At 52.9% G+C, this 23,973-nt stretch carries 20 protein-coding genes; 9 read left to right on the top strand and 11 right to left on the bottom strand.

All coding sequences use genetic code 11. From position 1 onward, the window contains the following. Positions 1-33: 33 nt before the first annotated feature. Entirely contained in the window at positions 34-609 is a 576-nt protein-coding gene (locus Q8W24_RS05965; protein ID WP_303434597.1) for a YecA family protein, read from the bottom strand. Between the two features lie 39 nt (positions 610-648). Between Q8W24_RS05965 and Q8W24_RS05960 the strand changes: the two genes are divergently transcribed. Further along, positions 649-1,353 (top strand): M48 family metallopeptidase, encoded by a 705-nt coding sequence (locus Q8W24_RS05960; protein WP_305413708.1) that lies wholly within the window; start codon positions 649-651, stop codon positions 1,351-1,353. On the opposite strand, the gene Q8W24_RS05955 is transcribed toward Q8W24_RS05960, so the two are convergent. The 6 genes from Q8W24_RS05955 to Q8W24_RS05930 form a co-directional block, all read right to left on the bottom strand. After that, positions 1,328-2,362 (bottom strand): polysaccharide deacetylase family protein, encoded by a 1,035-nt coding sequence (locus Q8W24_RS05955; protein WP_305474722.1) that lies wholly within the window; start codon positions 2,360-2,362, stop codon positions 1,328-1,330. The genes Q8W24_RS05960 and Q8W24_RS05955 overlap by 26 nt on opposite strands. A gap of 319 nt (positions 2,363-2,681) precedes the next feature. Beyond that, positions 2,682-3,290, bottom strand: a complete 609-nt coding sequence (locus Q8W24_RS05950; RefSeq protein ID WP_305474720.1) for a DNA-J related domain-containing protein — start codon at positions 3,288-3,290, stop codon at positions 2,682-2,684. Between the two features lie 37 nt (positions 3,291-3,327). Next, on the bottom strand, positions 3,328-3,594 hold the full coding sequence (locus Q8W24_RS05945) for a PGPGW domain-containing protein (RefSeq protein WP_303434037.1): 267 nt from the start codon (positions 3,592-3,594) through the stop codon (positions 3,328-3,330). A gap of 110 nt (positions 3,595-3,704) precedes the next feature. After that, a complete protein-coding gene (locus Q8W24_RS05940; protein WP_305474718.1) occupies positions 3,705-4,970 on the bottom strand; it encodes a dicarboxylate/amino acid:cation symporter in 1,266 nt (421 codons plus the stop codon). 486 nt (positions 4,971-5,456) lie between these two features. Continuing rightward, positions 5,457-6,026: a lytic transglycosylase domain-containing protein gene (locus Q8W24_RS05935; RefSeq protein WP_303434035.1), complete on the bottom strand. Its 570-nt coding sequence runs from the start codon at positions 6,024-6,026 to the stop codon at positions 5,457-5,459. 20 nt (positions 6,027-6,046) lie between these two features. Then, positions 6,047-7,777 (bottom strand): proline--tRNA ligase, encoded by a 1,731-nt coding sequence (locus Q8W24_RS05930; RefSeq protein WP_305474716.1) that lies wholly within the window; start codon positions 7,775-7,777, stop codon positions 6,047-6,049. Between the two features lie 227 nt (positions 7,778-8,004). Here Q8W24_RS05930 and Q8W24_RS05925 point away from each other — a divergent pair, with 227 nt between their 5' ends. The 3 genes from Q8W24_RS05925 to Q8W24_RS05915 all read left to right on the top strand — a co-directional run bounded on the left by Q8W24_RS05925 (position 8,005) and on the right by Q8W24_RS05915 (position 10,108). Continuing rightward, positions 8,005-8,649 (top strand): DUF938 domain-containing protein, encoded by a 645-nt coding sequence (locus Q8W24_RS05925; RefSeq protein ID WP_303434033.1) that lies wholly within the window; start codon positions 8,005-8,007, stop codon positions 8,647-8,649. Between the two features lie 597 nt (positions 8,650-9,246). Beyond that, positions 9,247-9,585, top strand: coding sequence for a YkvA family protein (locus Q8W24_RS05920; protein WP_305474714.1), 339 nt, complete (start codon positions 9,247-9,249; stop codon positions 9,583-9,585). A 355-nt stretch (positions 9,586-9,940) separates the two neighbouring features. Continuing rightward, positions 9,941-10,108 carry a hypothetical protein gene (locus Q8W24_RS05915; RefSeq protein WP_305474712.1) on the top strand — a complete coding sequence of 56 codons (168 nt, stop codon included), beginning with the start codon at positions 9,941-9,943 and terminating at the stop codon, positions 10,106-10,108. Between the two features lie 33 nt (positions 10,109-10,141). Here Q8W24_RS05915 and Q8W24_RS05910 read toward each other — a convergent pair whose 3' ends face one another. Beyond that, the gene (locus Q8W24_RS05910) at positions 10,142-10,648 is read right to left on the bottom strand and encodes an NlpC/P60 family protein (RefSeq protein WP_303434031.1); all 507 of its coding nucleotides are present in this window, start codon (positions 10,646-10,648) and stop codon (positions 10,142-10,144) included. 403 nt (positions 10,649-11,051) lie between these two features. Beyond that, positions 11,052-11,846, bottom strand: coding sequence for a hypothetical protein (locus tag Q8W24_RS05905; protein WP_303434030.1), 795 nt, complete (start codon positions 11,844-11,846; stop codon positions 11,052-11,054). A 587-nt stretch (positions 11,847-12,433) separates the two neighbouring features. On the opposite strand from Q8W24_RS05905, the gene fadB reads away from it, so the two are divergent. Continuing rightward, entirely contained in the window at positions 12,434-14,608 is a 2,175-nt protein-coding gene (gene fadB, locus Q8W24_RS05900; RefSeq protein WP_305474710.1) for a fatty acid oxidation complex subunit alpha FadB, read from the top strand. A 20-nt stretch (positions 14,609-14,628) separates the two neighbouring features. Beyond that, the gene (fadA, locus tag Q8W24_RS05895; protein WP_303434028.1) at positions 14,629-15,813 is read left to right on the top strand and encodes an acetyl-CoA C-acyltransferase FadA; all 1,185 of its coding nucleotides are present in this window, start codon (positions 14,629-14,631) and stop codon (positions 15,811-15,813) included. A gap of 189 nt (positions 15,814-16,002) precedes the next feature. On the opposite strand, the gene Q8W24_RS05890 is transcribed toward fadA, so the two are convergent. Beyond that, positions 16,003-16,740, bottom strand: a complete 738-nt coding sequence (locus Q8W24_RS05890; protein WP_305474708.1) for a carbonic anhydrase — start codon at positions 16,738-16,740, stop codon at positions 16,003-16,005. 665 nt (positions 16,741-17,405) lie between these two features. Between Q8W24_RS05890 and Q8W24_RS05885 the strand changes: the two genes are divergently transcribed. Then, positions 17,406-18,263 (top strand): DMT family transporter, encoded by an 858-nt coding sequence (locus Q8W24_RS05885; RefSeq protein WP_305474707.1) that lies wholly within the window; start codon positions 17,406-17,408, stop codon positions 18,261-18,263. A 34-nt stretch (positions 18,264-18,297) separates the two neighbouring features. Here Q8W24_RS05885 and Q8W24_RS05880 read toward each other — a convergent pair whose 3' ends face one another. Further along, the gene (locus tag Q8W24_RS05880; protein WP_303434025.1) at positions 18,298-18,978 is read right to left on the bottom strand and encodes a S24 family peptidase; all 681 of its coding nucleotides are present in this window, start codon (positions 18,976-18,978) and stop codon (positions 18,298-18,300) included. 666 nt (positions 18,979-19,644) lie between these two features. Between Q8W24_RS05880 and Q8W24_RS05875 the strand changes: the two genes are divergently transcribed. Further along, the gene (locus tag Q8W24_RS05875; protein WP_303434024.1) at positions 19,645-20,319 is read left to right on the top strand and encodes a GntR family transcriptional regulator; all 675 of its coding nucleotides are present in this window, start codon (positions 19,645-19,647) and stop codon (positions 20,317-20,319) included. Positions 20,320-20,410: 91 nt separating this feature from the next. Next, the gene (gene smc / locus Q8W24_RS05870) at positions 20,411-23,923 is read left to right on the top strand and encodes a chromosome segregation protein SMC (protein ID WP_305474705.1); all 3,513 of its coding nucleotides are present in this window, start codon (positions 20,411-20,413) and stop codon (positions 23,921-23,923) included. The last annotated feature ends 50 nt before the right edge of the window (positions 23,924-23,973 follow it).

Below are 23,973 nucleotides of genomic sequence, written 5' to 3'. Positions count from 1 at the left end.
TGGCAGGCTCAGGTGCATAACGCTGCCTGTGGTTCAGCCCTGGCTATGGAAAAACAGATACAGGTCGATGACGGCTGCTGGAATACCGCCACAGACCTGGTCGGACAGCTCGATGTCATCATCGATGTCGGCCATTTCTTCTTCGTCTGCGAACAGGCCAGAAGCGTACATGATCGGGAACAGGCTCTCGGCGACGTTTTCTTCATCGCGCTGGTACCAGTCCTCTTCGTGCAGCATGACACCGGTCATAAAACCAATAGCCCAACCTTCGATGGGTGGCTCGTCTTCTTCATCCGACAGAGTCAACTCACAAGGTACAGGGAAATCCTGGCCGGAATCGAGCCAGCCCTGGATTTCCGCAGTCATTTTGCCAAGCAGCTCGGTGACGGTGGCTTTTTCAGCGCTGCTGAAGCCCAGTTTTTCGTCAAAGGCACAGTCCCAGACTCGCTGGATATCGAACTCAATCGGCCCTGCCAAAAACGAGGTAATCAGGCCGTGGACGGCGAAAAAATCGAAACTGTCCTGGCGTTCTGCTTCGTCTTCCAGCAATACCCCGAGAGTTTCCAGTTCGTTCTCGGTCATGGCTGGGATATTATTTAGATCATTCATTTGGGTGCTCCTGAAGTCGGAGCCAATGCTAGCAGGCTTATGAAAGGCTACAAACAACAATTGCTTGTTCCGCTGGATGGAGAGGATGTTGTACTCCATATTCAGGCGATGAAACGCAAAAGTTTACGACTGGTGCTGAACCCGGCAGGTGAAATCGACCTGCGTATTCCGTTGGGTGCCAGTAAAGCCCAGGTAAACCGTTTTCTCGACGGTCATCAAGCCTGGCTGATTCAGCGTCGTCGAGAGTGGAAAGAAAACCAGAGTCGCAATGAAGGTGTGCTGAAGTACCTGGGGCGCACCCTGACGCTGGTGGAGACCGACGTGGCCATCCCGCAAGTGTGTGATGACCAGCTGCTTGTACCTGCCATGCCCGCAGGGCAGCGGCAGGCGCTGATGGATGACTGGCTCAAGCAGCAGGCGCGCAGCACCTTCAGTGATCTGCTGGATTGCTGGTGGCCCCGGTTTCAGCAGTATGGGGTTGAGAGGCCGGTGCTACGGGTGAAAAAAATGCGGACCCGCTGGGGCAGCTTGTCTCGCAAGGGGTATATCAATCTGAATATGGCGCTGATTCATATGCCCGAACCGCTGATTGAACTGGTGGTGGTACATGAGCTTTGCCATATCCGGCATTTTGATCATGGCCCCGGTTTTCGGCGTCTGATGGCATTTCATCTGGCGGATTGTCGCCTGCGTGAGCAAACATTGGATCAGTACCACCTCAACGGTTTTCTACGCTCGTATTGATCCATAATTGCGAATACCAGTAAAAATAGCCGGGTTTGCTGAGGCTGGGGGCGGTGCAGTTGTAGCGGCTGCGTCCCTGGGTAATGGGTTGGGTGGCTTGGGTTGTCAGGGTGATGGTGGTGCCAGTGACATCGACCTGGTGATCAATCTGGCCTTCACCGCTGGCAAAACAGCGCAAATGGTCAGGATCAAGATCCTGGGAGTGCAGGGTTAGCCGCAGCTCTGGCGGGTTATCGCTCCCCAGTGCCGGGTCGACCAGAGAGTTGCTGGCAACGGGTAATGCCAGGGTCTGGAGTTTGTTATTGAGCGTATCAGGGTCGGCATAGGCACCCGCGACCGGGTAGCGTGGAATCGCTTGCCAGAATGATTGGCTGGATACAGCCCCGGAATGTTGCCCAAATGCCAGGTAATCGTGATCTTGGAGCCACTCCGCGATTGCCAGTGAATACTCACCATAAGGGTAGGCCAGCAAGCGGTTGGATTGCCCCATTTCCTGCTTGATTCGTTGTTCGGCGTTATCGACTTGCTGGGTCAGCCATGCATCCAGCGTCAGGTTATCCGGGCGCTGAATCAGATAAGGGTGGTCCTGGGTGTGATTGGCAACGGTCGCCCCTTGCTGTTGCATCTCGCGCAACTGTTGCCAGGGCATGATCCCCTCGTGTTCTGCATCGATCGTTCCCGGGTTCACAAAAACAGTGAAAGGCCAGCGACGTTGGGCCAGTAACGGGAAGGCGTTGTGATAAATAGATTCGTAGGCATCATCAAAGGTAATGGCAACGGCGTTGTCCGGCAGAGTGCCACCTTGGCGCAAGGTCTGAATGGCGCTTGGCAAATCGACAATGGTTTTGTTCAGTGACGCCAACAATAGCAAATGCCGTTTGAAATCCGCCGGGCTGATACTGGTGGCAGCCGGTGTGCTGGTGGAAACGTGATGGTATTGCAAGATAACCAGCTCTGCCCGGGTTGCCATCGTTATCAACAGGCCGGCAAGTAGTACGAGATACTTCATGGAACGCCCTTGTTCTGTGAAAGCGGGGTATGGAATTGTGGGGACATCGATTTAATCCTGCACGGCTCTGCGCGAGTGTTGCCGTTGTTCAGGGCAAGGCGACGAATGCAGCGAAATGACGAGTCCTTTTCAAATTCGTCCCCCTTGTGACTACGGCATTCGAGTGACGTTCCTTGGCATCCTGATGTGTTGGTGACTGCCGATATTGTTCCTTCTGTGTTGACCTTCTGGCGGTTGCGCCGTCGCTAGTGACCCCTTGCCGAAGATAGCCTGTCCTGGCCAACAAGACGGATATTGGTTGCGGTTCTAGAAGAAAGTGTCAAACCGTCAGCCGTTGATACGCCGCCAGCAGCGCCTGGAAATGACTGACATCACCACCCCGGTCCGGATGGTGGCGCATGGCGAGACGGCGATATTGCCGACGGATATCCGATTCGTTGGCACCTTCCTGTAACTCCAGCAAGCGCAGGTCGCTGCGGCGCTGATCAGGTGTCAGGGTTTGCTGCCAGATGCCCCGCAAGAGCTTGTCGACGGTATCGCGATCGGTACTGAGGTGGGTGAGATCAAGATAATAGCGGGCCAGCGGATCGGCTTCACAGACGTGCTGGTTATCGCTGGCCTGCTCAGTATTCCAAGGCTGTAATTGCACGCCGAGTGGTTCGATATTCAGCCAGCCAGCCTGTTGCGCCAGCCATTCCAGGCGTAAACGATACAAACAATGCATCACCAGAAAGTGGCAACGAAACAGAGTCAGGGAATCGGCCAGGGCATCCGGCTGGAAAACGCCGGGCACTGGCTGTTTGAGCCAGTGGATCAGTTGGTATTCGGTGTGACACTGGCCATCCTGCAATTGACTGGAAAGCAGTGCTTGCAGGGTATCGAGGCTTTCATCCGGAGGATTGATTTGGTCGCGTTTGAGATTCAGCATGGCGGCAGAATATCACAGCTGATAACGGCCTGCTGTGTCAGTGAGGCCCAGGATCGGTGTCTTCAATCAGCTTGCGGGCAAAGCCGGGCAACTTGCTTTTGATGGCATTCAGTCGGCCAGAAAATTCCCGATAACGATGGCGTTGTTGGCGTAGCCATTCCCGCACGCGTGGCACAGTGCTGACGAGTAATGACAGGCCGATAACGATCATGACGAGGCCAAAAGGGAGGGGAAGAGGCGTCACAATGATACCGGCGATAATAAAAAAAATGCCGAGCAGAATTTTGGCACTGCGTTTAACCATAGCAAAGTCAGCCAGTGGTGATCGTAACTTACCAAGGTGTCATGCTGATGTTGCTTCATCATGACGGTGACGATAACTAATTGAGCAGAGATACCGGTTTTTCCGACAGCTTAACCTGAGTTATCACTCCGGTTTTTTAGCGCCTGATCCACCACAATACTGGCAACAATATCCCCCTCAACATTCACGGCGGTGCGGACAGTATCGAGAATACGATCGATGGGGAGCAAGATGGCAATGGCTTCGGCTGGCAGCCCCACAGATTGCAACACCATGACCATGGTAACCATGCCGGCACTGGGAATGCCTGGCGCGCCCATGGAAGCAATCATGGCCGTCAGCATCACAATGATCTGCTGGCCGACTGACAGGTCGATGCCGATCAGATAGGCGATAAACAGCGCTGCAGCGGCCTCATACAGGGCTGTGCCGTCCATGTTCATGGTGGCGCCAACCGGCAAGACAAATCCGGCCACGTCTTTGCTGACGCCCAGATTTTCTTCGCTGCAGCGCAGACTGATCGGCAGCGTGGCAGCACTGGAGCTGGTGGCAAAAGCAGTGATCAGGGCCGGGCGCGCTCCCCGCCATAACCACTGTGGTGATTGACGGGTAAAGAGCCACAGCAGGCCAGGCAAGATTACGGCACCGTGGATCAGGGTAATCGCAAACACCAGGACAATAAATTCGCCCATGCTGGCCAGCAGGCTCAGATCTTGGGTGGCCAACAGCTTGGTTAACAAGGCAAACACGCCGAATGGAGCCAGCAGCATGATCCATTGGATCATGCGCATTAACAGCGCCAGTAATTCTTGCAATACCACCAGAATGTGCATTTTTTGCTCGCCGGATTTGACCAGTGCAATCCCCAGTAACAGTGCAAACACCACTACGGGCAGGATTTTTCCATCCGCCAGGGCAGCCATCGGATTCATAAACAGGCTGTGGAGAAATTGGGCAAAAAATTCGCCGGCACTTAACTGTTTGGCTTCAAAATTTTCCATGCTGTCGGCAAACATGGCGAGTTGCAGATGACTGCCGGGTTGAACCCAGTCGGTAACGACCAGCGCCAGTACCATGGCGCAGACCATGGAGAGAGCAAAAAATCCCAGGGTGTAGCGCCAGACCTGGCCACCATGACGATGGGCCTGCAGGTTGGCCACACCAACCACAATGGAGGTGAATATCAGCGGAATCAGGATCATTTTGAGCAGATCAATAAACAGTCTGCCCATCACATTGGCGGCATACAGGATGTTACTGCGCAGGGCGGATGCGTCGTCCATGCCATTCAGCCAGTAGCCAAGGATCAGGCCTGCGACGGCGGCGATCAGGATTTGCAGATTCAGTCCAGGCCAGGAAATGGAGTGTCTGGTCACGTGTTGTCCTCTTGCTTGCCGGTGGTGTCCGGTGATTCAGCTGGGTGTTGAGCGGGAGGTATACCAAGCAACGGCGGTCTTTGTCTCAGGGCATCGAGTAAAGTTTATGGCCATTTCAAGAACTCAGTGATCGTTTTCACCCAGGTATCTTGTTTATGCGTCTGTTTGTCAGCCTGACAGAAACAATGGAGCGACTGTTCCGATGCCTTATCCTATCCTGTCATAAGGGTTGTTACCCTTTGTAAATCAATAAGATAGGCAGGAATGGCAAAGGCTTTGATTGCCAGAAGTCTGGTATTATCGTGTTTTGGGCTGGTGTTTTGGGCTGGTGTTTTGGGCTGGTGTTTTGGGCTGGTGTGTGGGGCTGGTGTCGTGGTGAGAGAGATAACAAGCGAGACGATGATAAGCCGGTAAAAAGAGAGGCGGTCTGTGTCCCGGTATTACTGGTTCAAGGAGCGTCTTGGCTTGCCTGCCTCCGCCGGCAGGTCAATGGTTTACAAACCAGTACTTTTCCCAGGCGGCCATTACCTTTTCCGGATAAACCGTTCTGCCCAGGCTGCCGTTATAGCGTGCCAGAGCGCGGGTCCAGTTGCCTTTTTCCTTGTCGAGGTAGTGGCGCAGTATGGTACAGCCGTAACGCAGGTTGGTGGCCATATGCATCAGGTTGTCGCCATCGCGGCCGATTTCATTTTTCCAGAAAGGCATGATCTGCATATAACCGCGGGCACCTACACGGGAAACCGCAAAACGGTCGAAGGCACTTTCGACCTGAATCACGGCCAGTACCATCTCGGCGGAGATATTGGCCCGACTGGCTTCGAGGTGTACCAACCGCAGAAACTCAAGCTGTTCGGCCTTATCTCTCAGCTTGATCCATTTCATGCTCTCGAGCCGGGATTGCATATCCATTAACCAGACTTCGGCATCAAAGCGGTCGGGGAACGACTCGGCAGTGGTAACAGCGTTCAGCAAGGCCAACCGTAATTCCGGGTCGTGGTTGGGCATCGCCTCTGCTGCACTGAGGGCACAATGGCCACTCAGTACGGCAGTCAGCAACCATGTAGCCGGTTGGCGGCCTAGCATGACACCTTGGTTTTCAGGAATGGCATCAGTTCATCGAGAGCAATGTCTTGCTTCTCGTCAGCACGGCGGGCCTTGTATTCCACCGTGCCGGCTTCCAGTCCCCGGTCTGACAGTACAATGCGATGCGGGAAGCCCATCAGCTCCATATCAGCAAACTTGACGCCGGGGCTGGTTTTTTTGTCGCGGTCGTCCAGATAAACGTCATAGCCGGCAGCGGTCAGTTCGGCGTAGAGGGTTTCGGTTGCCTGTTTTACGGCGTCTGAACGGTGGTAGTTCATGGGTACAATACCGATATGGAACGGCGCGATGGCATCAGGCCAGATAATGCCCTTGTCGTCGTGGTTTTGCTCGATGGCGGCAGCGACCACCCGGCTGACGCCGACACCATAACAACCCATGATCAGGGTGCTGTCCTTGCCATTTTCGTTGAGCACGGTGGCTTTCATGGCTTCTGAGTATTTGGTACCCAGCTGGAAGATATGGCCAACTTCAATGCCCCGTTTGATTTCCAGTGTGCCTTTGCCACAAGGACTTGGATCGCCGGCCACGACGTTACGCAGGTCGGCAAATTCTGGCAGCGGCAGGTCGCGTTCCCAGTTGATGCCAAAATAATGTTGACCGTCTTTGTTCGCGCCAGCACCAAAGTCTGAGCTGATGCTCAGGGCACGGTCGGCAATAATGCGTATTGTCAATCCAATCGGGCCAATGGAGCCTGGGCCAGCCCCGATCACCGGACGTATTTCTTCTTCACTGGCAAATTCGAGTGGCGAGGCAATACCGGGAATTTTTTCAGCCTTGAGTTCATTCAGCTCATGATCGCCACGCACCAGCAGGGCAACCAGATCGTATTGCCCCTTGTCGTCGGCTTCACCATGAACGATCAGGGTTTTGATGGTTTTTTCAATGGCAATGCCATGTTGTTCAACCAGCTCGGCGATGGTTTTGGCATCTGGGGTGTCGACCAGCTGCATCGCTTCGGTTGGTTCGGGGCGCTCACCGGCTGGTGCCACGGCTTCGGCCAGTTCAACGTTGGCGGCGTAATCACTGGCGCTGGAGAAGGCGATATCGTCTTCGCCAGAATCAGCCAAGACGTGGAATTCGTGGGACTTGGCACCACCGATGGAGCCGGTATCGGCCCAGACCGGACGGTAGTCGAGGCCAAGACGGTCAAACAGGTTGCAGTAAGCGCCGTGCATTACCTGATAGGTTTGTTCCAGGCTTGCTTCGGTCAGGTGGAAGGAGTAGGCATCCTTCATGATAAATTCACGTGATCGCATGACCCCGAAGCGCGGGCGGGTTTCATCACGGAATTTGGTCTGGATCTGGAACAGCGTGACCGGTAGCTGTTTGTAACTGCTTAGCTGGTTACGGGCCAGATCGGTGATGACTTCTTCGTGGGTCGGGCCAATACAAAACTCACGATTGTGGCGGTCTTTGACACGTAGCAATTCGCCACCGTATTCGAACCAGCGACCGGTTTCTTCCCACAGCTCGGCGGGTTGTACCGCTGGCATCAATACCTCCTGGGCACCGGCTTTATTCATTTCTTCCCGTACAATGGCTTCAACTTTGCGCAAGGTACGTAACCCCAGCGGCATCCAGGTGTACAAACCCGCGGCCAATTTGCGGATCATGCCGGATCGCAACATTAATTGATGACTGACAATCACGGCATCGGCTGGGGTTTCTTTCTCTGTAGCGAGTAAAAATTCGGTTGCACGCATGGGGCTAGTTCAAATCCGGTTTATTAATCGAAAAATATCGTCCGATTCTACTGGCTAGTCAGGCTGGCGGCAATTTGCCTGTTACAGTGATTCTCGAAAAAGGGCATGGAATGGTGCAATAAAGATCATGCTATTTCGAAGCGGCACTATTTCTGCCGACTGGTGCCTGTGACATACTCTGCCGCGAGTAAGGCTGAGGGTGGTCTCGGCAGACAACAGGAATCGCTATGAATCGGGTGAATATTCTGCCGGAGCTTCAAATTGCACAGGATGAAGACCTGCCGGTCTCGGAATCCTGCTTACGTAATCAGCAACCCATTGGTGATGTACTGTCAGAAGAGTTGCCGAAACATTCTGTCGTACTGGAAATAGGCAGCGGTACTGGCCAGCATGCGGCGTTTATGAGTGAACGCATGCGCGATATTACCTGGCAGCCTTCTGAAATGGCGGCCCGGATTGCATCGATCAATGCCTGGCGTTTACGTTCAGGGCGGGATAATTTTTTGCCACCGTTAGTGCTGGATGTATCGCAAGACCTGTGGCCAGTGAAGGAAGTTGATGCGGTGTTTTCGGCCAATGTAGTGCATTACGTTGGTTGGCCCAAGGTACGCTCCATGATGGCCGGGATTGGCCGGGTATTACGCATCGCCGGATTGGTTTTTTTGTACGGCCCGTTTAACTACCATGGCAAGTTTACCAGCGAAGGCAACAAGTCGCTGGATGCCTGGCTCAAGGCCGATGTTGACCCGGAAGCCGGAATCAAGGATTTTGAGCAAATCGTACTGGCTGCCCGCAAGGAAAAGCTGCGGCTGATCAAGGATATTGCCATGCCGGCCAATAACCGCATTCTGGTGTTCAAAAAATATGTCTGAAGCACACCTCGACGGAGCCTGATTTATAATGAATGAATGGCAGCCAGTCGTGGCTGTGAGTAAAGGATGCCATCTGGACTCTGGACAATATCTGTCTGTCATAGTGATACTGGGCTGATTACCCGATCAATCGCACGTTAAAAAAACAATAGCAGACAGGATTTTTGTGGTGACATAATCGCTGTCGGTTTATATTTTATTTTCAATATATATACCATTTGATTCAAATATGTATTGGTGCATGCTGCACTGGTCGCTGGTGTGTATATCAGTGTGTTTGTCAGTGTATATATAAGTCCGTGTATCCGTGCGTATCAGCCTGCTGAAACTATTGATAACCATGGTATAAATAATGATTGCTGGTATCAAGGCCAGCTTCTGACAAGCGGCTGAGTCGCAGTATACGGCTACGGCTGCTGTGCACTGGTATCACAGGACTTTCCTGTCTGATGGCTCAGTGACGCATGGTAGAGCAGGGAACAGGACATTTCAGAAAAAATGCTTTTTAAAAATATAAGCGACGGCTTTTGTCGCGTGGGTTTGTTTTTATTGTTTTTCAGGAAGAATATATCAATGACTAAATCACGGAGTATGGCCATGACTGATAATCATCGACCAGAAAGCTATAGCGATAGCGGTTTTTGGGAAAAACTAACAAAGTATGCCAAATCAGCTGGAAGTGAGGTGGTAGAAAAAGCCTTGACGTTGTACTACGTTACGGCAGATAGCAATACACCAGCCAGTGCCAAAGCCATTATTTATGGAGCGTTGGGTTACTTTATTTTTCCTGTTGATATTATCTCGGATTTTATCCCGGTTGTAGGGTACACGGACGATACGGTGGCACTGGCTGCTGCTGTTAAAGCTATGGTTGATTATACTGATCAGGATCATATTGATGCTGCAAAAGAAAAAATCAAGGAATGGTTTGGTTGATATTTTTATATGGTCAAAATTATTTAATGGCTAAGGAATAATACAAGAATCATATGGTTTGTATGTGTGTTATGCATGGATATATACGGGAGATTATACAATGCCATGGCCAATTTATTGCGTTATTCGCCGCTGTCAGCAATGTGGCCATGAAAGTCGGGAGTACGGCGCATCGGATTGTATTGCTACCGGACTTCCCTGTAATCAATGTCGATCGACTGATCTGGATATCATCATAGAGTCGCAGCCTGAATCGACTCTTGGCAAGTTGATAGCCACTTTACAGGGCCGAACAGTTCGTTGGTGATTCGTTGGTGGGGAGAATAATGGCTATATCTGTCAGAAGGAGGAGACCGTGTGGACTTTGATCAAGTGTGTTGTTGTCGGGCCGGTGTATTTGATTCTGGGCTTGCTGCTGTTGCTTGTGGCATTCAGGTTCTTTGGCGATACCTTTTTTGCTGGTAATCGGGTTAGTGATTTGGCTGCTGCGGCGCTGATGCCCGGCGACCACAAGCAAGCCTGAACCTGATCCGGGAGGCAATAAAATCAGCGTGTGTTAATCCGCCAGCCGGCGTGACTGCCAGTAATGATTTTCCCAGTAGCTGTTTTCAAAACTGGAAATAATCACGCCACTCTTGGTAGAAACATGGAGAAACTGGTCGTTGTCCAGATACATGCCGACGTGGCGGTTCTTGTTCTCGGTTTTGAAAAACACCAGATCACCGGGGCGTAATTCGTTGCGGCTGACTGCTGAGCCAATCTGCGACTGTTGCAACGTTGTGCGAGGGACTGGCAGGCCAAATTCATCACGATAAGTAAGATAAACGAGCCCGGAGCAATCAATGCCCTGGCGACTTAAACCTCCCCAGGCATAAGGCGTACCGCGCCATTGTTGATATTGCTGATACAGCCGCGCGCGGGTGGCCTCGTCATCGTTTAGCTGTGCCCCTGAAGCGCTGTAGGAACTGTTACTGTCGCCAGGGGACGGTAAGGCGCTCATCTGACTGCAACCGCTGGCAATCAAAGACATCATGACAATAGCGAGATATATAGCATGCGACATGGTATTTCCTGTGAATGACACTGGATGAAATGGCTGGTACTGGTCTGATTATCGATCGAGGGGCCATGGCAAAACAACAGAACCCCAATGCAGCGGTATCGCCAGCCAAGCAGTATAGCCAGATAATATACCCGATATCGGTATTGATCTCCGGTTTCACGCGGTGCAATGACCTGGATTCCGGCGTTTGCGTTTTGTGGGAAGAAGGGAGCAGGGCAGGCAGAAAGCATCTGTTTCGTGCGGACGAGAGCTAGCACGGGGTCAGGCAATTAATCAGGGGGGAAGGTAAGTAACCCGGTCACTGGTATCGGGCGGGGCTCTGCTCTTGTTCCGGATGCAAGGACCACGCCCGGAGGCGAGGCCTGTCTATTCTACCGGGTGAGCAGGATGCGTGCGGGTCGGATCAACTCCCTATTTTGCCTTCCAGCTCTTCCAGGTGGCGAATGATTCGGTCGTTATAGCTGATGACCAGAAAAGGCACGTCCATCTCGTGTTGGCGGGTAATGGAATTACGCAGAAAGCGCCACTTGCTATTGATGTTATCCATCAGGATATCGGTAGATCGCTGCGACGTCATGACCTTGAGATCAGCAAGACGGAATTCAAAATCCGAGGTCATTTTTTGCATGGTGTTCTTGTACTCACTGAGATACACCTCAGAGTTCTCCATAGCTGCGGAGGCGGCATATTGAGTTGTCATTTCCTGTAGCAGCATGGCCATGTCACGTACTTTCTCAATGGCAGGATTGGTGTCACTTTCGCCAGCCAATTGCTGATAGGCCGTTGAAATACGTGTCACCAGGGTGTTGTTGAGACGACCCAGTTCATCAACCATCTGCACACTGGGAAAACCTTGATTCTCAACCAGGTTGCGGTTGCTGTTCAGCGAGCGGGTGAAGTGATGCCATTTGTCTTCAATATCGTTCAAATGACGGATCAGCTCTTGCTGGCCATCAGCCCCTTCCCGGGCCTGGGCCAGAGAAGTATTAAATGAATCCATATCGGTATTCATTCGACGGCTGTATTTGCTGTCGCCATCAAGACCGGTATACATAAAAAAGTCTGTCATCACTCCGATAGAAGCAAGCCGCATGTGCTGAAGCTGGACCATCAGCGCATTGTCATCTGCGTGGGAGGAAATGGATGTCAAAGTGAGTGCCAGGGCGAATCCCAGCGATTGGAAGAATCTAGTCATCATGACCTCAGTCTTTTTATGATTATTGTTAGGGTCTTCATCTGTCTGCTTGCTGAACACCCTCGCTTTTGTTCAACCACACGAACAGGCCGCGGGTGAACGCAATAAAAGCCGGTCAAGCAATACTACGATATTTGCTCGCGAATGTCGCGGCGTCATACATTAGTAGTAGGTTGTTTTGATACGAAAAGACACTTTATCGTGGTGACGAGCGAACTTGGCGCGATTGGCGGCATGCCCGGAGGCGGCCATGTCTGCTCTTTGCCCAATGCTTGCTGACGGCCTGTTTATCCTTGTATTGATGGCATAAACCGATGTTTGCTGAAGCAGGTGACAGCCTGTTTTGTGCCAGTGGCCAGCGTTTTCCAGAGTGGTTTTTTGATGATGCGACCAGGAGTGGTCCAATCTGGCTGTTGACTTTGCTGTGAGATTCAACGAAGGTTGTTTCATTATTCAAACGGTCGTATTAATCGAGTGTTTGAAAATAGCTTCGTGTCCATAATAGATAACCATATGATGCGAAGGCACAAACCATGGATCGGGCTGTCAACCAACAGTCCTTACGCTAACCACCACTTGGAGATCAGTTGATGATTTACGAAGGTAAAGCCATCACGGTCAGCATGATCGAAGGTGACATCGCCGAACTCAGGTTCGACCTGCAGGGCGAGTCCGTCAACAAATTCAACCGCGCCGCACTGGAAGAGTTACAGGCTGCCACTGCCGCGATTGCTGCCAATGATACGGTCCGGGGCGTGCTGTTAACGTCCGGTAAAGACTCATTTATCGTGGGTGCTGATATCACCGAGTTCGGCGGCTACTTTGCTGGACCAGAAGCATCCATCATCGAATGGATCGGCTACGCCAACAGTGTTTTCTCTGCCCTTGAAGACTTGCCAGTACCCACCTTGTCAGTGATCAACGGTATTGCGCTGGGTGGTGGTATGGAACTGGTATTGTCGACCGATATCCGGGTGATGGCCGACACCGCCAAAGTGGGGTTGCCTGAAGTCAAACTGGGTATCATGCCGGGCTTTGGCGGCACTGTGCGTTTGCCACGTCTGATCGGTGCTGACAATGCGATCGAGTGGATCTGCATGGGCAACGAACAGAAAGCCGACAAGGCGCTGGCCGATGGTGCTGTCGATGCGGTATTCAGCGCCGATGCACTGCGTCCACAAGCTATTCTGATGCTGGAAGCGGCGATTGCCGGAGACATCAACTGGCAACAGCGTCGGGCCGAAAAAACAAGCAAGATGATGCTGGACACCATGGAAGCCATGATGGTGTTCGAGACCGCCAAGGGTTTTGTGATGGGGCAGACCAAAGGCCACTATCCAGCGCCGGTAACGGCCATCAAAACCATGCAGAAACATTGCTCCATGAGCCGCGACAAAGCGCTGCTCGTTGAAGCCAAAAACTTTGCGACCCTGGCCAAAACCACCGAAAGCCAGGCCTTGATCGGCTTGTTCCTCAATGATCAGCTGCTGAAAAAGAAAGCCAAGGAATACGACAAGATCGCCAGGCCAACGGCCATGGCAGCAGTATTGGGCGCCGGTATCATGGGCGGTGGTATTGCTTACCAGAGTGCCTATAAAGGTACGCCAATCCTGATGAAAGACATCAGTGAAGACGGCATTGAGCTGGGTCTGAATGAAGCCAACAAGCTGCTGTCCCGTCGGGTGGATAAAGGCAAGATGACCGCGCTGAAAATGGGCGAGTCATTAAACCGTATTCGTCCAACGCTCAGTTATGGTGACTTCGGTACGGTCAATACCGTGGTGGAAGCGGTCGTGGAAAACCCGAACGTCAAAAAAGCAGTCCTGGCTGAGCTGGAAGACCAGGTATCTGCAGACACGATTGTGACCTCCAACACCTCGACCATTTCGATTGATTTGCTGGCAGCCGATCTCAAGCGGCCGGAAAATTTCCTCGGTATGCACTTCTTTAACCCGGTACATATGATGCCGCTGGTGGAAGTTATTCGTGGTTCAAAAACGTCCAACGAAGCAGTAGCAACCGTCGTGGCTTACGCCAAGAAAATGGGCAAGACCCCGATTGTGGTCAACGATTGCCCGGGCTTCCTGGTGAACCGGGTCTTGTTCCCGTATTTCGCCGGTTTTGCAGGTTTGGTACGAGACGGTGCCGACTTCCAGAAAATCGACAAGGTGATGGAAAAGTTCGGCTTCCCAATGGGGCCTGCCTACCTGCTCGATGTTGTTGGTATTGATACCGGTGTGCACGCCAACGAAGTCATGGCGGCAGGCTTCCCGGATCGTATGAAAGCCGATTACACAACCTCGATGGAGGTCATGTTTGAAAACCATCGTTATGGTCAGAAAAACGGTGCAGGTTTTTATAAATACGAAACCGACAAGAAAGGCAAACCGAAAAAAGTTGTTGATCAAACCACCTACGAACTGATTCAGCCTGTAGTGGCAGCCGCGACCGACTTTGAAGCCGACGACATCATTGCCCGCTGTATGATTCCGATGTGTATCGAAATTGCCCGCTGTCTGGAAGAAGGCATTGTAGATACCGCCGCAGAAGCGGATATGGGTCTGGTCTTTGGTATCGGTTTCCCACCATTCCGTGGCGGCGCTTGCCGTTATATGGATACCGTGGGCCTGGCCAGCTTTGTTGAGCAGTGTGACCGTTTTGTGCATCTGGGCAAACTGTATGAGCCGACGGACCGTATGCGAGAAATGGCCGCCAACGGTGAGTCCTACTTCCCGGCAGCCGTTACCACAGACAGTGCGGAATAAGAGCGAACCTGGAGAAATTTATGACAACCCTGAATCCTAAAGACGTTGTAGTGATCGACGCGGTTCGTACGCCAATGGGCCGCTCCCGTGGTGGCGCTTTCCGTCATGTCCGTGCAGAAACCCTGTCCGCCACAATTATCGATGCACTGTTTGACCGCAACCCGGAAGTGCCACCCAAGCTGGTGGAAGATATTATCTGGGGCTGTGTGAACCAGACCAAAGAGCAGGGCTTTAACGTGGCGCGCCAGATTGGCCTGCTCACCAAAGTCCCGAAAGAAGCCGGTGCACAAACCGTTAACCGTTTGTGTGGATCGGCCATGAGCGCCATTCATACGGCGGCCCAGGCCATTATGACCGGCAACGGTGATGTATTTGTGGTGGGGGGGGTTGAGCATATGGGTCACGTCGAAATGACCCATGGTTTTGATCATAACCCGGCATCGTCCAAGCATTTTGCCAAGGCCTCCAACATGATGGGGCTGACCGCAGAAATGCTCGGCAAGATGCACGGCATCAGCCGTGACCAACAGGATGCCTTCGCAGTGCGCTCGCATCAGCGTGCGCATCAGGCAACGCTGGATGGCAAGTTCAAGAACGAAATCATCCCGATATATGGCCACGATGCGGATGGCAAACAGGTATTGATTAGCGAAGACGAAACCATTCGTCCGGAAACCACGTTACAGACCCTGGGTGCCTTGCGCCCGGCGTTTGATCCAAAAAGTGGGACGGTCACGGCCGGTACTTCTTCCCAGATCACCGATGGTGCGGCAGCAATGTTGCTGATGAGTGCGGAAAAAGCCGCCGAGCTGGGTCTCAAGCCCCGTGCTCGTATCGTGTCGATGGCGGTTGCCGGTGTGGATGCAGCGATTATGGGTTATGGCCCGGTGCCAGCAACCAAAAAAGCCTTGAAGCGTGCCGGTCTGGAAACCAGTGATATTGATTACTGGGAACTGAACGAAGCCTTTGCCGCACAATCCTTGCCTTGCATCAAGGACCTCAAGCTGACTGCGGTTGCAGATGATCACGTCAACATTCATGGTGGTGCGATTGCGTTGGGTCATCCGCTGGGATGTTCCGGTGCCCGTATCTCGACCACGCTGATCAATGTGCTGGAACAGCAAGGCGGTCGTTACGGCGTATCGACCATGTGTATCGGTTTGGGTCAGGGGATTGCCACTGTGTGGGAACGCCTCGAGGCATGATTTGACCGACAGTCATTCAATGCCATAGCAGACCGTCAGGGCTCGTCGGTTTGCTGTTGCATGGAATGAAAAAGCCCGCAGCGATGGTGATCGCTGCGGGCTTTTTTTTGGCTCGTTTTTGCTTGTTCTGGCCTGTCTTGTGGTTCGGCTCGGGAGCAAGGCAAGCAGGCGCCTGCACTGGCCGTTGTTCTATTTGATAATCACGCGGGCATTCAGATGCTGTAGCGGGCGGTTGTTCTCGCCAATCAGGCGGGTAAATCTTGTCATCTGGTCAGCGGAGGCTTCGATCGGTGTTTTCAGTACAAACCAGCTGACTCCTTCTGTACAGGGCGGCGTGGTTAAGGAGCCGTTGTAGCGAATGTAATCCAGTGAAGAGGGCAGTAATTGGGTGATATCCAGCGAGCCCTTCAATGCCCTGCGCTGGCCAGGCTGCGGCAGGTCATCCCAGATCCTGGCCAGTTCGGCGTTTTTCTTGCCGGTCTTGAACATGATAGCCAACACGGCCAGCCGCCCTTCCGGTGTGGCATGAACCATATGCATTTCCATCGGGTAGGAGCGGCTTTCAATACGGTTTTCTGACGGCGTATGAAAATGTAATTGCATCAGGTTGAAACGGTGGTAACCCACATTCAAGGTATTTCCCGTAGCGTAATTGACTTGTACGGTGTGGCCGTTGTTAAGGATTTCCTTGCCGCCCGGGTGGTAATTCAAGACCAGCGGTAACTGATCGGCATCAATCATGGCGGTCAGATTGAGCGGTGACTGATTCCAGCCATGGTTACAGGCGGTGTTGTTGTCTGAAAGACTGGACCAGTGCTCCGGGCCGTTGACACCTTCGTAACTCCAGCTGTGTGACGGGTCGGCACTGGCTATCAGGCTGTTTAGGGTAAGTGCTCCGATCAGAATCAGGGCAGACTGTTTAATCATGAAATATCTCTGAACTGGCTGAGGAATCAGATCCGGGCGGAACCGCTCGATCCGGCGAAAAACGCCCGGCTGCAGCGTTGTGAATGTGTCATGGCGTATTGATCATGGCAAAGCAAAGGGGCAACAAAATTGCTAACGCCGACCCGGTCAGTATGCCAGCCAAGGCAGGATCATTACTGTGCACCAGTACCTCGAGCATCCGGCGTGTGACGGCATGAAACGTTATGCCGGAGCGATCGCTGATGCGCAGCAAGCAGGTGTCGGGGTCAAACGTTGACGGGGCAGATTAGCAGATGCATTCCTTGGCAGGCAAACCCTTCGTGGGTAACTCTTTGTCAGGAAAACCCTGGTCGTGTTGCTTGCTGTATCAACGCATGCCGCGGATGGATAACGGACTCTTGCCCTGGCCTGTCAGCATCGGGTTTGGCGCAGGCAGACGCTGCGCTGGTGGAATAGATAATACTTTTTCTTAATCGACGGAATAGTCAGTTATGACGGCAGCCTCAGGTGTCATACTTTAGTGTTATGCTCCACTACGACTCAATGATAAGTGTGGAGACAGAGGCATGTAGCGATGATAAGTCGCTGCCGGGTATTTTTATCAATTGATCGATAAAGAAAAACGGCAGCAAATTGCCCGAATAATATTAACAACAAGTGAGCATATGATGGTGATTCAGACTGCGTTCGTTTTACTGGCTTTTGCCGCCAATTCTCTGCTCTGCCGCTGGGCGCTGCGGGAATATAATTTTGACCCTGAAAATTTCACCATGATTCGGCTGGTATCCGGTGCCGTGGTGTTGAGCCTGTTATTGTGGTTTCAAAATGCGCGGGCAGCAACTCATAACCGAGTAAGCATCAAGGCTCCCCGTTTCTGGTTTCTGGGGTTGGGACTATTTGTTTATGCTGCAGCGTTTTCCATGGCCTATGTCAGTCTGGATACCGGTGTTGGCGCTTTTGTGCTGTTCGCCACGGTACAAATCGGCCTGCAACTGGTCAATATCTGGCGCGGTGAACACCCGGGACGCTGGCAAGTGGCAGGCATGCTGGTTTCCATCAGCGGACTGGCACTGCTGTTACTGCCCGGGAGTGCCGTATATTCCTGGTGGGCGGTATTACTGATGGTGGTTTCTGCCGTGGGCTGGACCAGCTTTGTGGTGTTGGGACAAGGTTCATCGACACCGCTGGCGGATGTGCAGGCAGCGTTTGTCGCGGCGAGTATTCTGTCGATGCTGTTATTGCCTTTTGCTGCTGTCGCAGAACTGTTGGACTGGCAGCCGTTATTACTGGCGATTCTGTCAGGAGCTGTGGCGTCCGGAGTCGGCTATTTTGGCTGGTATCAGGTGTTGCCCTGGTTGGGGATTCATCGGGCAGCACAGGTGCAGCTGTTGGTGCCAGGGCTGGCGGTATTAATGGGGGCGCTGGTCTTGTCTGAGCATCTGACCCTGCTGATGTTGCTGGCAATGGTGATGATTGTGGCGGGTGTTCTGATTGCCATTCGGGCTCGGCAAGCCACTGCCTGAATCCGTTGGTTGTGTATAAGCCCTGTATCAGGGCTTATACATCTCTGCCAATCCAGACGACTCGGCCAATGATTCCCAATGGGTTGATATCGTCTGCTGCCAACAGGATATCGGTATAGTGGGTATTATCGGTCAGTAGCCAGATGCCCTGACCCGGTTTGCGCTGAATGCGCCGTATGACTTCGAAAGTATCTTCTCGCAACGCGTACAGATAACCATCTTCCAGTGAGGTATTTCCGGTGTCGATCAGCACCAGGCTACCGTTGGTAATGGTGGGTTCCATACTGTCGCCCCGGGCCGTTATTAATCTCAGGCTCTGGTCGTTCAAGCCCCGTTGTTTGGCCCAGTGGTTGGGAGGGGCAAATTCTGCGCAGGTCGTGTGCTTGTCGCACAAGGGGAGTGAGCCGGTATGGCACGGAGTGGGGGTGTCGATGCGCGCTGTTTTTTGATCAGGACAGGCTTGCATCAGGCCTTCGCCGGATATTGCCCATTCAATGGAAACGTTGGCGGCTTTTGCCATGGCGACCAGTGGTTCGACCGTGGTGGCACTGGCACCTTTGATGCAACGGTAAAGCTGTGACTCTGAAATACCAGCGGCATCGGCGAGTTTCTTTTTGCCACCGACCAGATCGGCCATGGTGGAAATTCGTTGTCCCAGCTGGGTCAGGAATTCCATCGATTTTTTGTTGTCGTTATCCGCTGATGCGCTATTCATGTTGTCACTGTTGGTTGAGTATGCAAAAACCACTGGTTGTGTCTCATCCGGAATATCGTTGTCACACACATATATGCATGCTTCTGTTGACTTGGTCGCATATGTGTCAATATGCTCCGGCCAGACCGACGAGAGGCTGCTGTCTATTGCGGGCAAACAGTGACGGCTCCATAGACAACATGGGCGTTTTATACTGTCCGGGTCTTTTCAGCAGGCAGTATAAAAGCACAAAGTTGATTGATCATTCGTAGAAATTGGTACTTTTGGCTGAGAAAGATGCTTTTTTCGGTAGTTATTGTTCCTGGCAAGAGACTAAGTGTTGTTTTTGGCCAAGTGGGCTCTTTTTGTAGATTCCCTGTCGTTTCCCTCTTGCGTCGATGATTATTGGATGGTCGCGTGATTACAGAGATGTTGGAGCAGGTTATGCTAAGCAGGACAGCCTGAGCCGTTTTGCTGTATGCCTATGCTACCATTTCCCGGATGGGGGAGTTCTGTAGCACAAATGACGGAGAAAACTCCCGTTTTCAGCAATCGTGCTGTGGAGTATCCGTAAAAAACATGATTACCGATAATATGTTGACCCGAGCATGATGACAGTCAACGTTGCATAGCCTGAGCCAGAGGATGGTCTCGGGTCATATATATCGCTTTACGAGGAATTGATTTATGGCGTTTGTTGTCGCCGAAAGTCTTGCAGAACAAATAGCCAATCACCTGGCCAATCGCATTATCCAGGGAGACCTGGTCAATAACGAGCGTATCCAGGAAGCTCGTATCGTAACCGAGCTGAAGGTCAGTCGTGGGTCGGTTCGCGAAGCACTGCTGATTCTGGAACGTCGGCATCTGGTCACTATCCAGCCGCGCCGGGGTGCTTATGTCACCGAACTGAATGCCGACCGTGTACGCAGCCTGTATCGGTTGTATGGCAACCTGCTTGAAATGCTGGCAGAGAAACTTTCCTGGAGCTGGAAAGAAGAAGACAAGCAAACACTGGAAGCGCTGGTCAACAAACTGAGTAACACCGCCGCCGAGCACGACCCTCACCAGTTTATCGATGCCAACTTCGAACTGATATCCAGCGCCGCGGTAGCGGCCGGCAATGAATACCTGAAAACTGCCCTCGACAACCTGCAGCCTCCCCTGCATCGGGCGCTGGCCCTGGCATTACGCAAAAACCTGGGCGAAATGAACGAAACCAGTCTGTTTGTTACCCGCCTGATCGGCTATACCCTGGGTGAACGCTGTGATGAAGTACAGGCGTTGGTCAATGAATATTGTAAGCGTCACTGCTTGCTGGTAGTGCAAGCCATCGAAGCCAATGCACAGAAAGAGTCAATCTGACGCTGTAGAAGTGGCGTGATTAGCCACTTCCAATTAATATTGCGTATTATTCGGGCTGTTGCCCTGTACAGCCCAACTCCACCGGATTCCTATGCGCCTGAAGGCCATCAAACTCTCTGGCTTCAAATCTTTTGTCGACTCCACCACGGTCAGCTTTGATACCAATATGACCGGTATCGTTGGCCCTAATGGGTGCGGCAAATCCAACACCATTGATGCGGTGCGCTGGGTGATGGGCGAAAGCTCAGCCAAATACCTGCGTGGCGACTCGATGACCGACGTTATCTTTAATGGTTCTTCCGAGCGCAAGCCGGTAGGCAAAGCCAGCGTTGACCTGATTTTTGACAACAGCGACCAGACGCTGCGGGGAGAATATGCGGCCTACACCGAAATTGGCGTCCGTCGCCAGGTTACCCGGGATGGCCAGTCTACCTACTTTCTGAATGGCAGCCGCTGTCGCCGTAAAGACATTACCGACCTGTTTCTGGGGACTGGCCTGGGGCCTCGTTCCTACGCCATTATCGAACAGGGCATGATCTCCCGCCTGATTGAAGCCAAACCGGAAGAACTGCGGATTTACGTTGAAGAAGCGGCGGGTATCTCCCGTTATAAAGACCGCCGCCGTGATACCGAAAACCGCATGCGCCGCACGCAGGAAAACCTCGAACGCCTGCAGGATATTCGCGACGAACTGACCCGCCAACTGGGGCATCTGCAGCGCCAGGCGGAGGCCGCGGAAAAATACAAGGCACTCAAAGCCGAAGAGCGGCAGAAAAAAGCCCAGTTGCAGGCACTGAAATGGCAGCAACTGGATCAGGAGTACTGCCAGCGCGAGTTATTGATCAGTGAGCTGGATACACGTCTGGAAGCGTATCGATCCGAGCAGGTGCGCATCGACACCACAACCGAATCGTTACGGCTACAACAAACGGAACACAACGAACAGTTTCAGGAAGTGCAGGGCCAGTTTTATGAAGTCGGTGCCCTGATTGCCCGCCAGGAACAAAAAATAGAACACCAGTCGCAAATGTCGCAGGAACTGAGCCGTAATCTGGCCGAAGCCGAACGTGAGCTGGAAGCCTGCCAGATCGCCCTGGAAGCCGATCAGCAGCAACTGGATCAGCTGGAAGCCGAGCGTCTGCAACAGGCACCGGAACAGGAACTGTTGGACGAGTTACTACAGCAAGCCAAAGAGCAGCTCGAAGACGCCGAACATGAGCAAGCCCGTTGGCAGGATGACTGGCAACAGTTTACCCAACGGGCGGGTGAGCCAGCCCGTCAGGCCGACGTTGCCCAGACCCGGATCCAATCCCTGGAGCAGCAACTGACGCGCTTGCAGCAACAGCTACAAAAATTGCAAAGCGAGCAACAGCAACTACAGAACAGCCCGGAACAGGATGAAATCCAGCTGCTGCAAGAAGAAGTGAGCGAATACGAGCTGCAAGCAGAAGACCAGCAACAGCGTGCCGACAGCAGTAAAGAACAGGCTGAGCGAGTTCGGGGCGAGATCGAGCAACAACGACAGCAAATAGAAACCGGTCGCCAGCAACTCAACACCCTCAGCAATCGCAAGGCAACACTGGAAGCGCTGCAAAAAGCCGCACTGGGGCAAGGCAGCGATGCCATGGCCCGTTGGCTGGAAAGCCGTCAGCTGGCGCGCAAACCCCGACTGGCAGAACGGCTGCAGGTTGAACGAGGCTGGGAAGACGCAGTGGAAGCAGTCCTGGGGGACTACTTGCAAGCGCTGGTGATCGATAATCTGGACGCCGCCAGCCAATGGCTGGACAGCTTGCAGGAAGGCAGCCTGGTGCTCTGGTCCGACTCCGCCGTTGATGCGAGCAATACCGCGCTGGCCCCGGACTCCCTGCTGCAACGGGTACAGTGTGCTTATCCGCTGGACGACCTGTTGGCCTCCGTACGCACCATAGACTCCCTTGACCAGGCCCTGGCGCAGCGTCACCAGCTGGCCGTCGGAGAAAGCTGGATCACTGCCGACGCAGTACGGGTTGGCCGTGACTGGATACGGGTACAACGCCAGGACGAAAGCCAGGGCAGTGTTCTGGGTCGCCAGCAAGAGCTGGAACTGTTGCTGGAGCAATGGGACCAGCTGGATATGGACGTGGAAGAGTGGGAAGCCGATTACGAAGCAGCGCGGATGCGCTTGCGTGGCCTGGAACAGCAACGGGACAATGCCCAACGGGAATGGCAGCAGGTCAACAGCCAGTTGATGACACTACAAACCCAGCTGTCAGCCCACCAGGCCCGGGCCGAACAGGCGGCACAACGAAGCCGGCGTATCGATGACGACCTGGCGGAAGCCCGTGAACAACAGGCATTTTTGCAAGAAGAACTGGAAGAAACCCGGCTGCAATGGCAAGAAGCCAATGCCGCGATTGAACAATATGGCGATGAGCGTGACCAACTGCTGCAGCAGCGAGACAGCAAACAGCAACAATTGGATGATGCACGGGCATTATTGCAACAACAACAGCAAGCCGCTCATCAGGCCGCATTGGGACAACGTGAACTGGATAGCCGTATTCAGTCGCTAAACACGGCACTACAGAGGTTACAGGCGCAGCTGGAACAGTGGCGTGGAAGAAAAAAGGCTATACTGTCAAGCCAAACGCAAGATCATAATATTGATCTGGAGCAGTTAAAATCAGAACTGCAACAACTGTTAACCCGACGCCAACAGGCAGAACAGCAGGTACAGGCAGCCCGTAGCCAGCTGGAAAGCACAGAAACCGGATTGCGGCAGCTGGAGCAACAGCGTGGTCAGGCAGAACAACAGGCCTTGGAAGTGCGTAACCAGCTGGAAGCCGTACGACTGGAATGTCAGGCGCTGGATATTCGTCGCCAAGGGCTGATCGAACAGCTGCAGGAAGAAAAACTGACCCTGAAAGACGTGCTGGACAATATGCCAGAAGAAGCGGACCCCGAACGTTGGCAGCAAGACCTGTCTGACCTGGGTGAACGCATTCGGCGTCTTGGCAATATCAACCTGGCGGCCATCGATGAATATCGACTGCAGTCAGAACGTAAAGTGTATCTGGATACCCAGAGTAACGATCTGGAAACCGCGCTGGCAACATTGGAAAGCGCCATTCATAAAATTGACCGTGAGACCCGTACCCGATTCAAAGAGACCTTTGATAAAATCAACCACGGCCTGGCCGACCTGTTTCCCAAGGTATTTGGTGGTGGGCATGCCTGGTTGGACCTGACCGATGATGACTTGCTGAGCACAGGCGTAGCCATTATGGCGCGGCCTCCGGGCAAGAAAAACAGCACTATTCACTTGCTGTCGGGCGGTGAAAAAGCATTAACGGCAATCGCACTGGTATTTTCCATCTTCCAGCTGAATCCGGCGCCGTTTTGTATGCTCGATGAAGTAGACGCACCATTGGATGATGCCAATGTCGGACGTTATGCCAAACTGGTAAAGGCAATGTCAGACAAGGTGCAATTTATATTTATTACCCACAACAAAATCGCAATGGAAATGGCATCCCGATTACTGGGTGTCACCATGCAGGAGCCTGGCGTGTCCAGGCTGGTTTCTGTTGATGTCGAAGCGGCGGCAGAAATGATCGAACAGTAAGCGTTAAGCTGCCGGGCGTCAGAAAGGGCGCAATCAACAACAGAATACAG

This window comes from Oceanobacter sp. 4_MG-2023, assembly GCF_030689165.1.
Taxonomy (GTDB): Bacteria; Pseudomonadota; Gammaproteobacteria; order Pseudomonadales; family Oceanobacteraceae; genus Oceanobacter.
The sequence above is the reverse complement of the archived record's forward strand: the minus strand, read 5'-3'. Positions and strand labels throughout refer to the sequence as shown.

Bases quoted from the DNA above. Each gene is read 5' to 3' on its own strand.
- Q8W24_RS05965 (WP_303434597.1), bottom strand. From the start codon at position 609: ATGAATGATCTAAATAATATCCCAGCCATGACCGAGAACGAACTGGAA.
- Q8W24_RS05960 (WP_305413708.1), top strand. From the start codon at position 649: ATGAAAGGCTACAAACAACAATTGCTTGTTCCGCTGGATGGAGAGGAT.
- Q8W24_RS05955 (WP_305474722.1), bottom strand. From the start codon at position 2,362: ATGAAGTATCTCGTACTACTTGCCGGCCTGTTGATAACGATGGCAACC.
- Q8W24_RS05950 (WP_305474720.1), bottom strand. From the start codon at position 3,290: ATGCTGAATCTCAAACGCGACCAAATCAATCCTCCGGATGAAAGCCTC.
- Q8W24_RS05945 (WP_303434037.1), bottom strand. From the start codon at position 3,594: ATGGTTAAACGCAGTGCCAAAATTCTGCTCGGCATTTTTTTTATTATC.
- Q8W24_RS05930 (WP_305474716.1), bottom strand. From the start codon at position 7,777: ATGCGTGCAACCGAATTTTTACTCGCTACAGAGAAAGAAACCCCAGCC.
- Q8W24_RS05925 (WP_303434033.1), top strand. From the start codon at position 8,005: ATGAATCGGGTGAATATTCTGCCGGAGCTTCAAATTGCACAGGATGAA.
- Q8W24_RS05920 (WP_305474714.1), top strand. From the start codon at position 9,247: ATGACTGATAATCATCGACCAGAAAGCTATAGCGATAGCGGTTTTTGG.
- Q8W24_RS05910 (WP_303434031.1), bottom strand. From the start codon at position 10,648: ATGTCGCATGCTATATATCTCGCTATTGTCATGATGTCTTTGATTGCC.
- Q8W24_RS05905 (WP_303434030.1), bottom strand. From the start codon at position 11,846: ATGATGACTAGATTCTTCCAATCGCTGGGATTCGCCCTGGCACTCACT.
- fadB (WP_305474710.1), top strand. From the start codon at position 12,434: ATGATTTACGAAGGTAAAGCCATCACGGTCAGCATGATCGAAGGTGAC.
- fadA (WP_303434028.1), top strand. From the start codon at position 14,629: ATGACAACCCTGAATCCTAAAGACGTTGTAGTGATCGACGCGGTTCGT.
- Q8W24_RS05890 (WP_305474708.1), bottom strand. From the start codon at position 16,740: ATGATTAAACAGTCTGCCCTGATTCTGATCGGAGCACTTACCCTAAAC.
- Q8W24_RS05885 (WP_305474707.1), top strand. From the start codon at position 17,406: ATGATGGTGATTCAGACTGCGTTCGTTTTACTGGCTTTTGCCGCCAAT.
- Q8W24_RS05880 (WP_303434025.1), bottom strand. From the start codon at position 18,978: ATGAATAGCGCATCAGCGGATAACGACAACAAAAAATCGATGGAATTC.
- Q8W24_RS05875 (WP_303434024.1), top strand. From the start codon at position 19,645: ATGGCGTTTGTTGTCGCCGAAAGTCTTGCAGAACAAATAGCCAATCAC.
- smc (WP_305474705.1), top strand. From the start codon at position 20,411: ATGCGCCTGAAGGCCATCAAACTCTCTGGCTTCAAATCTTTTGTCGAC.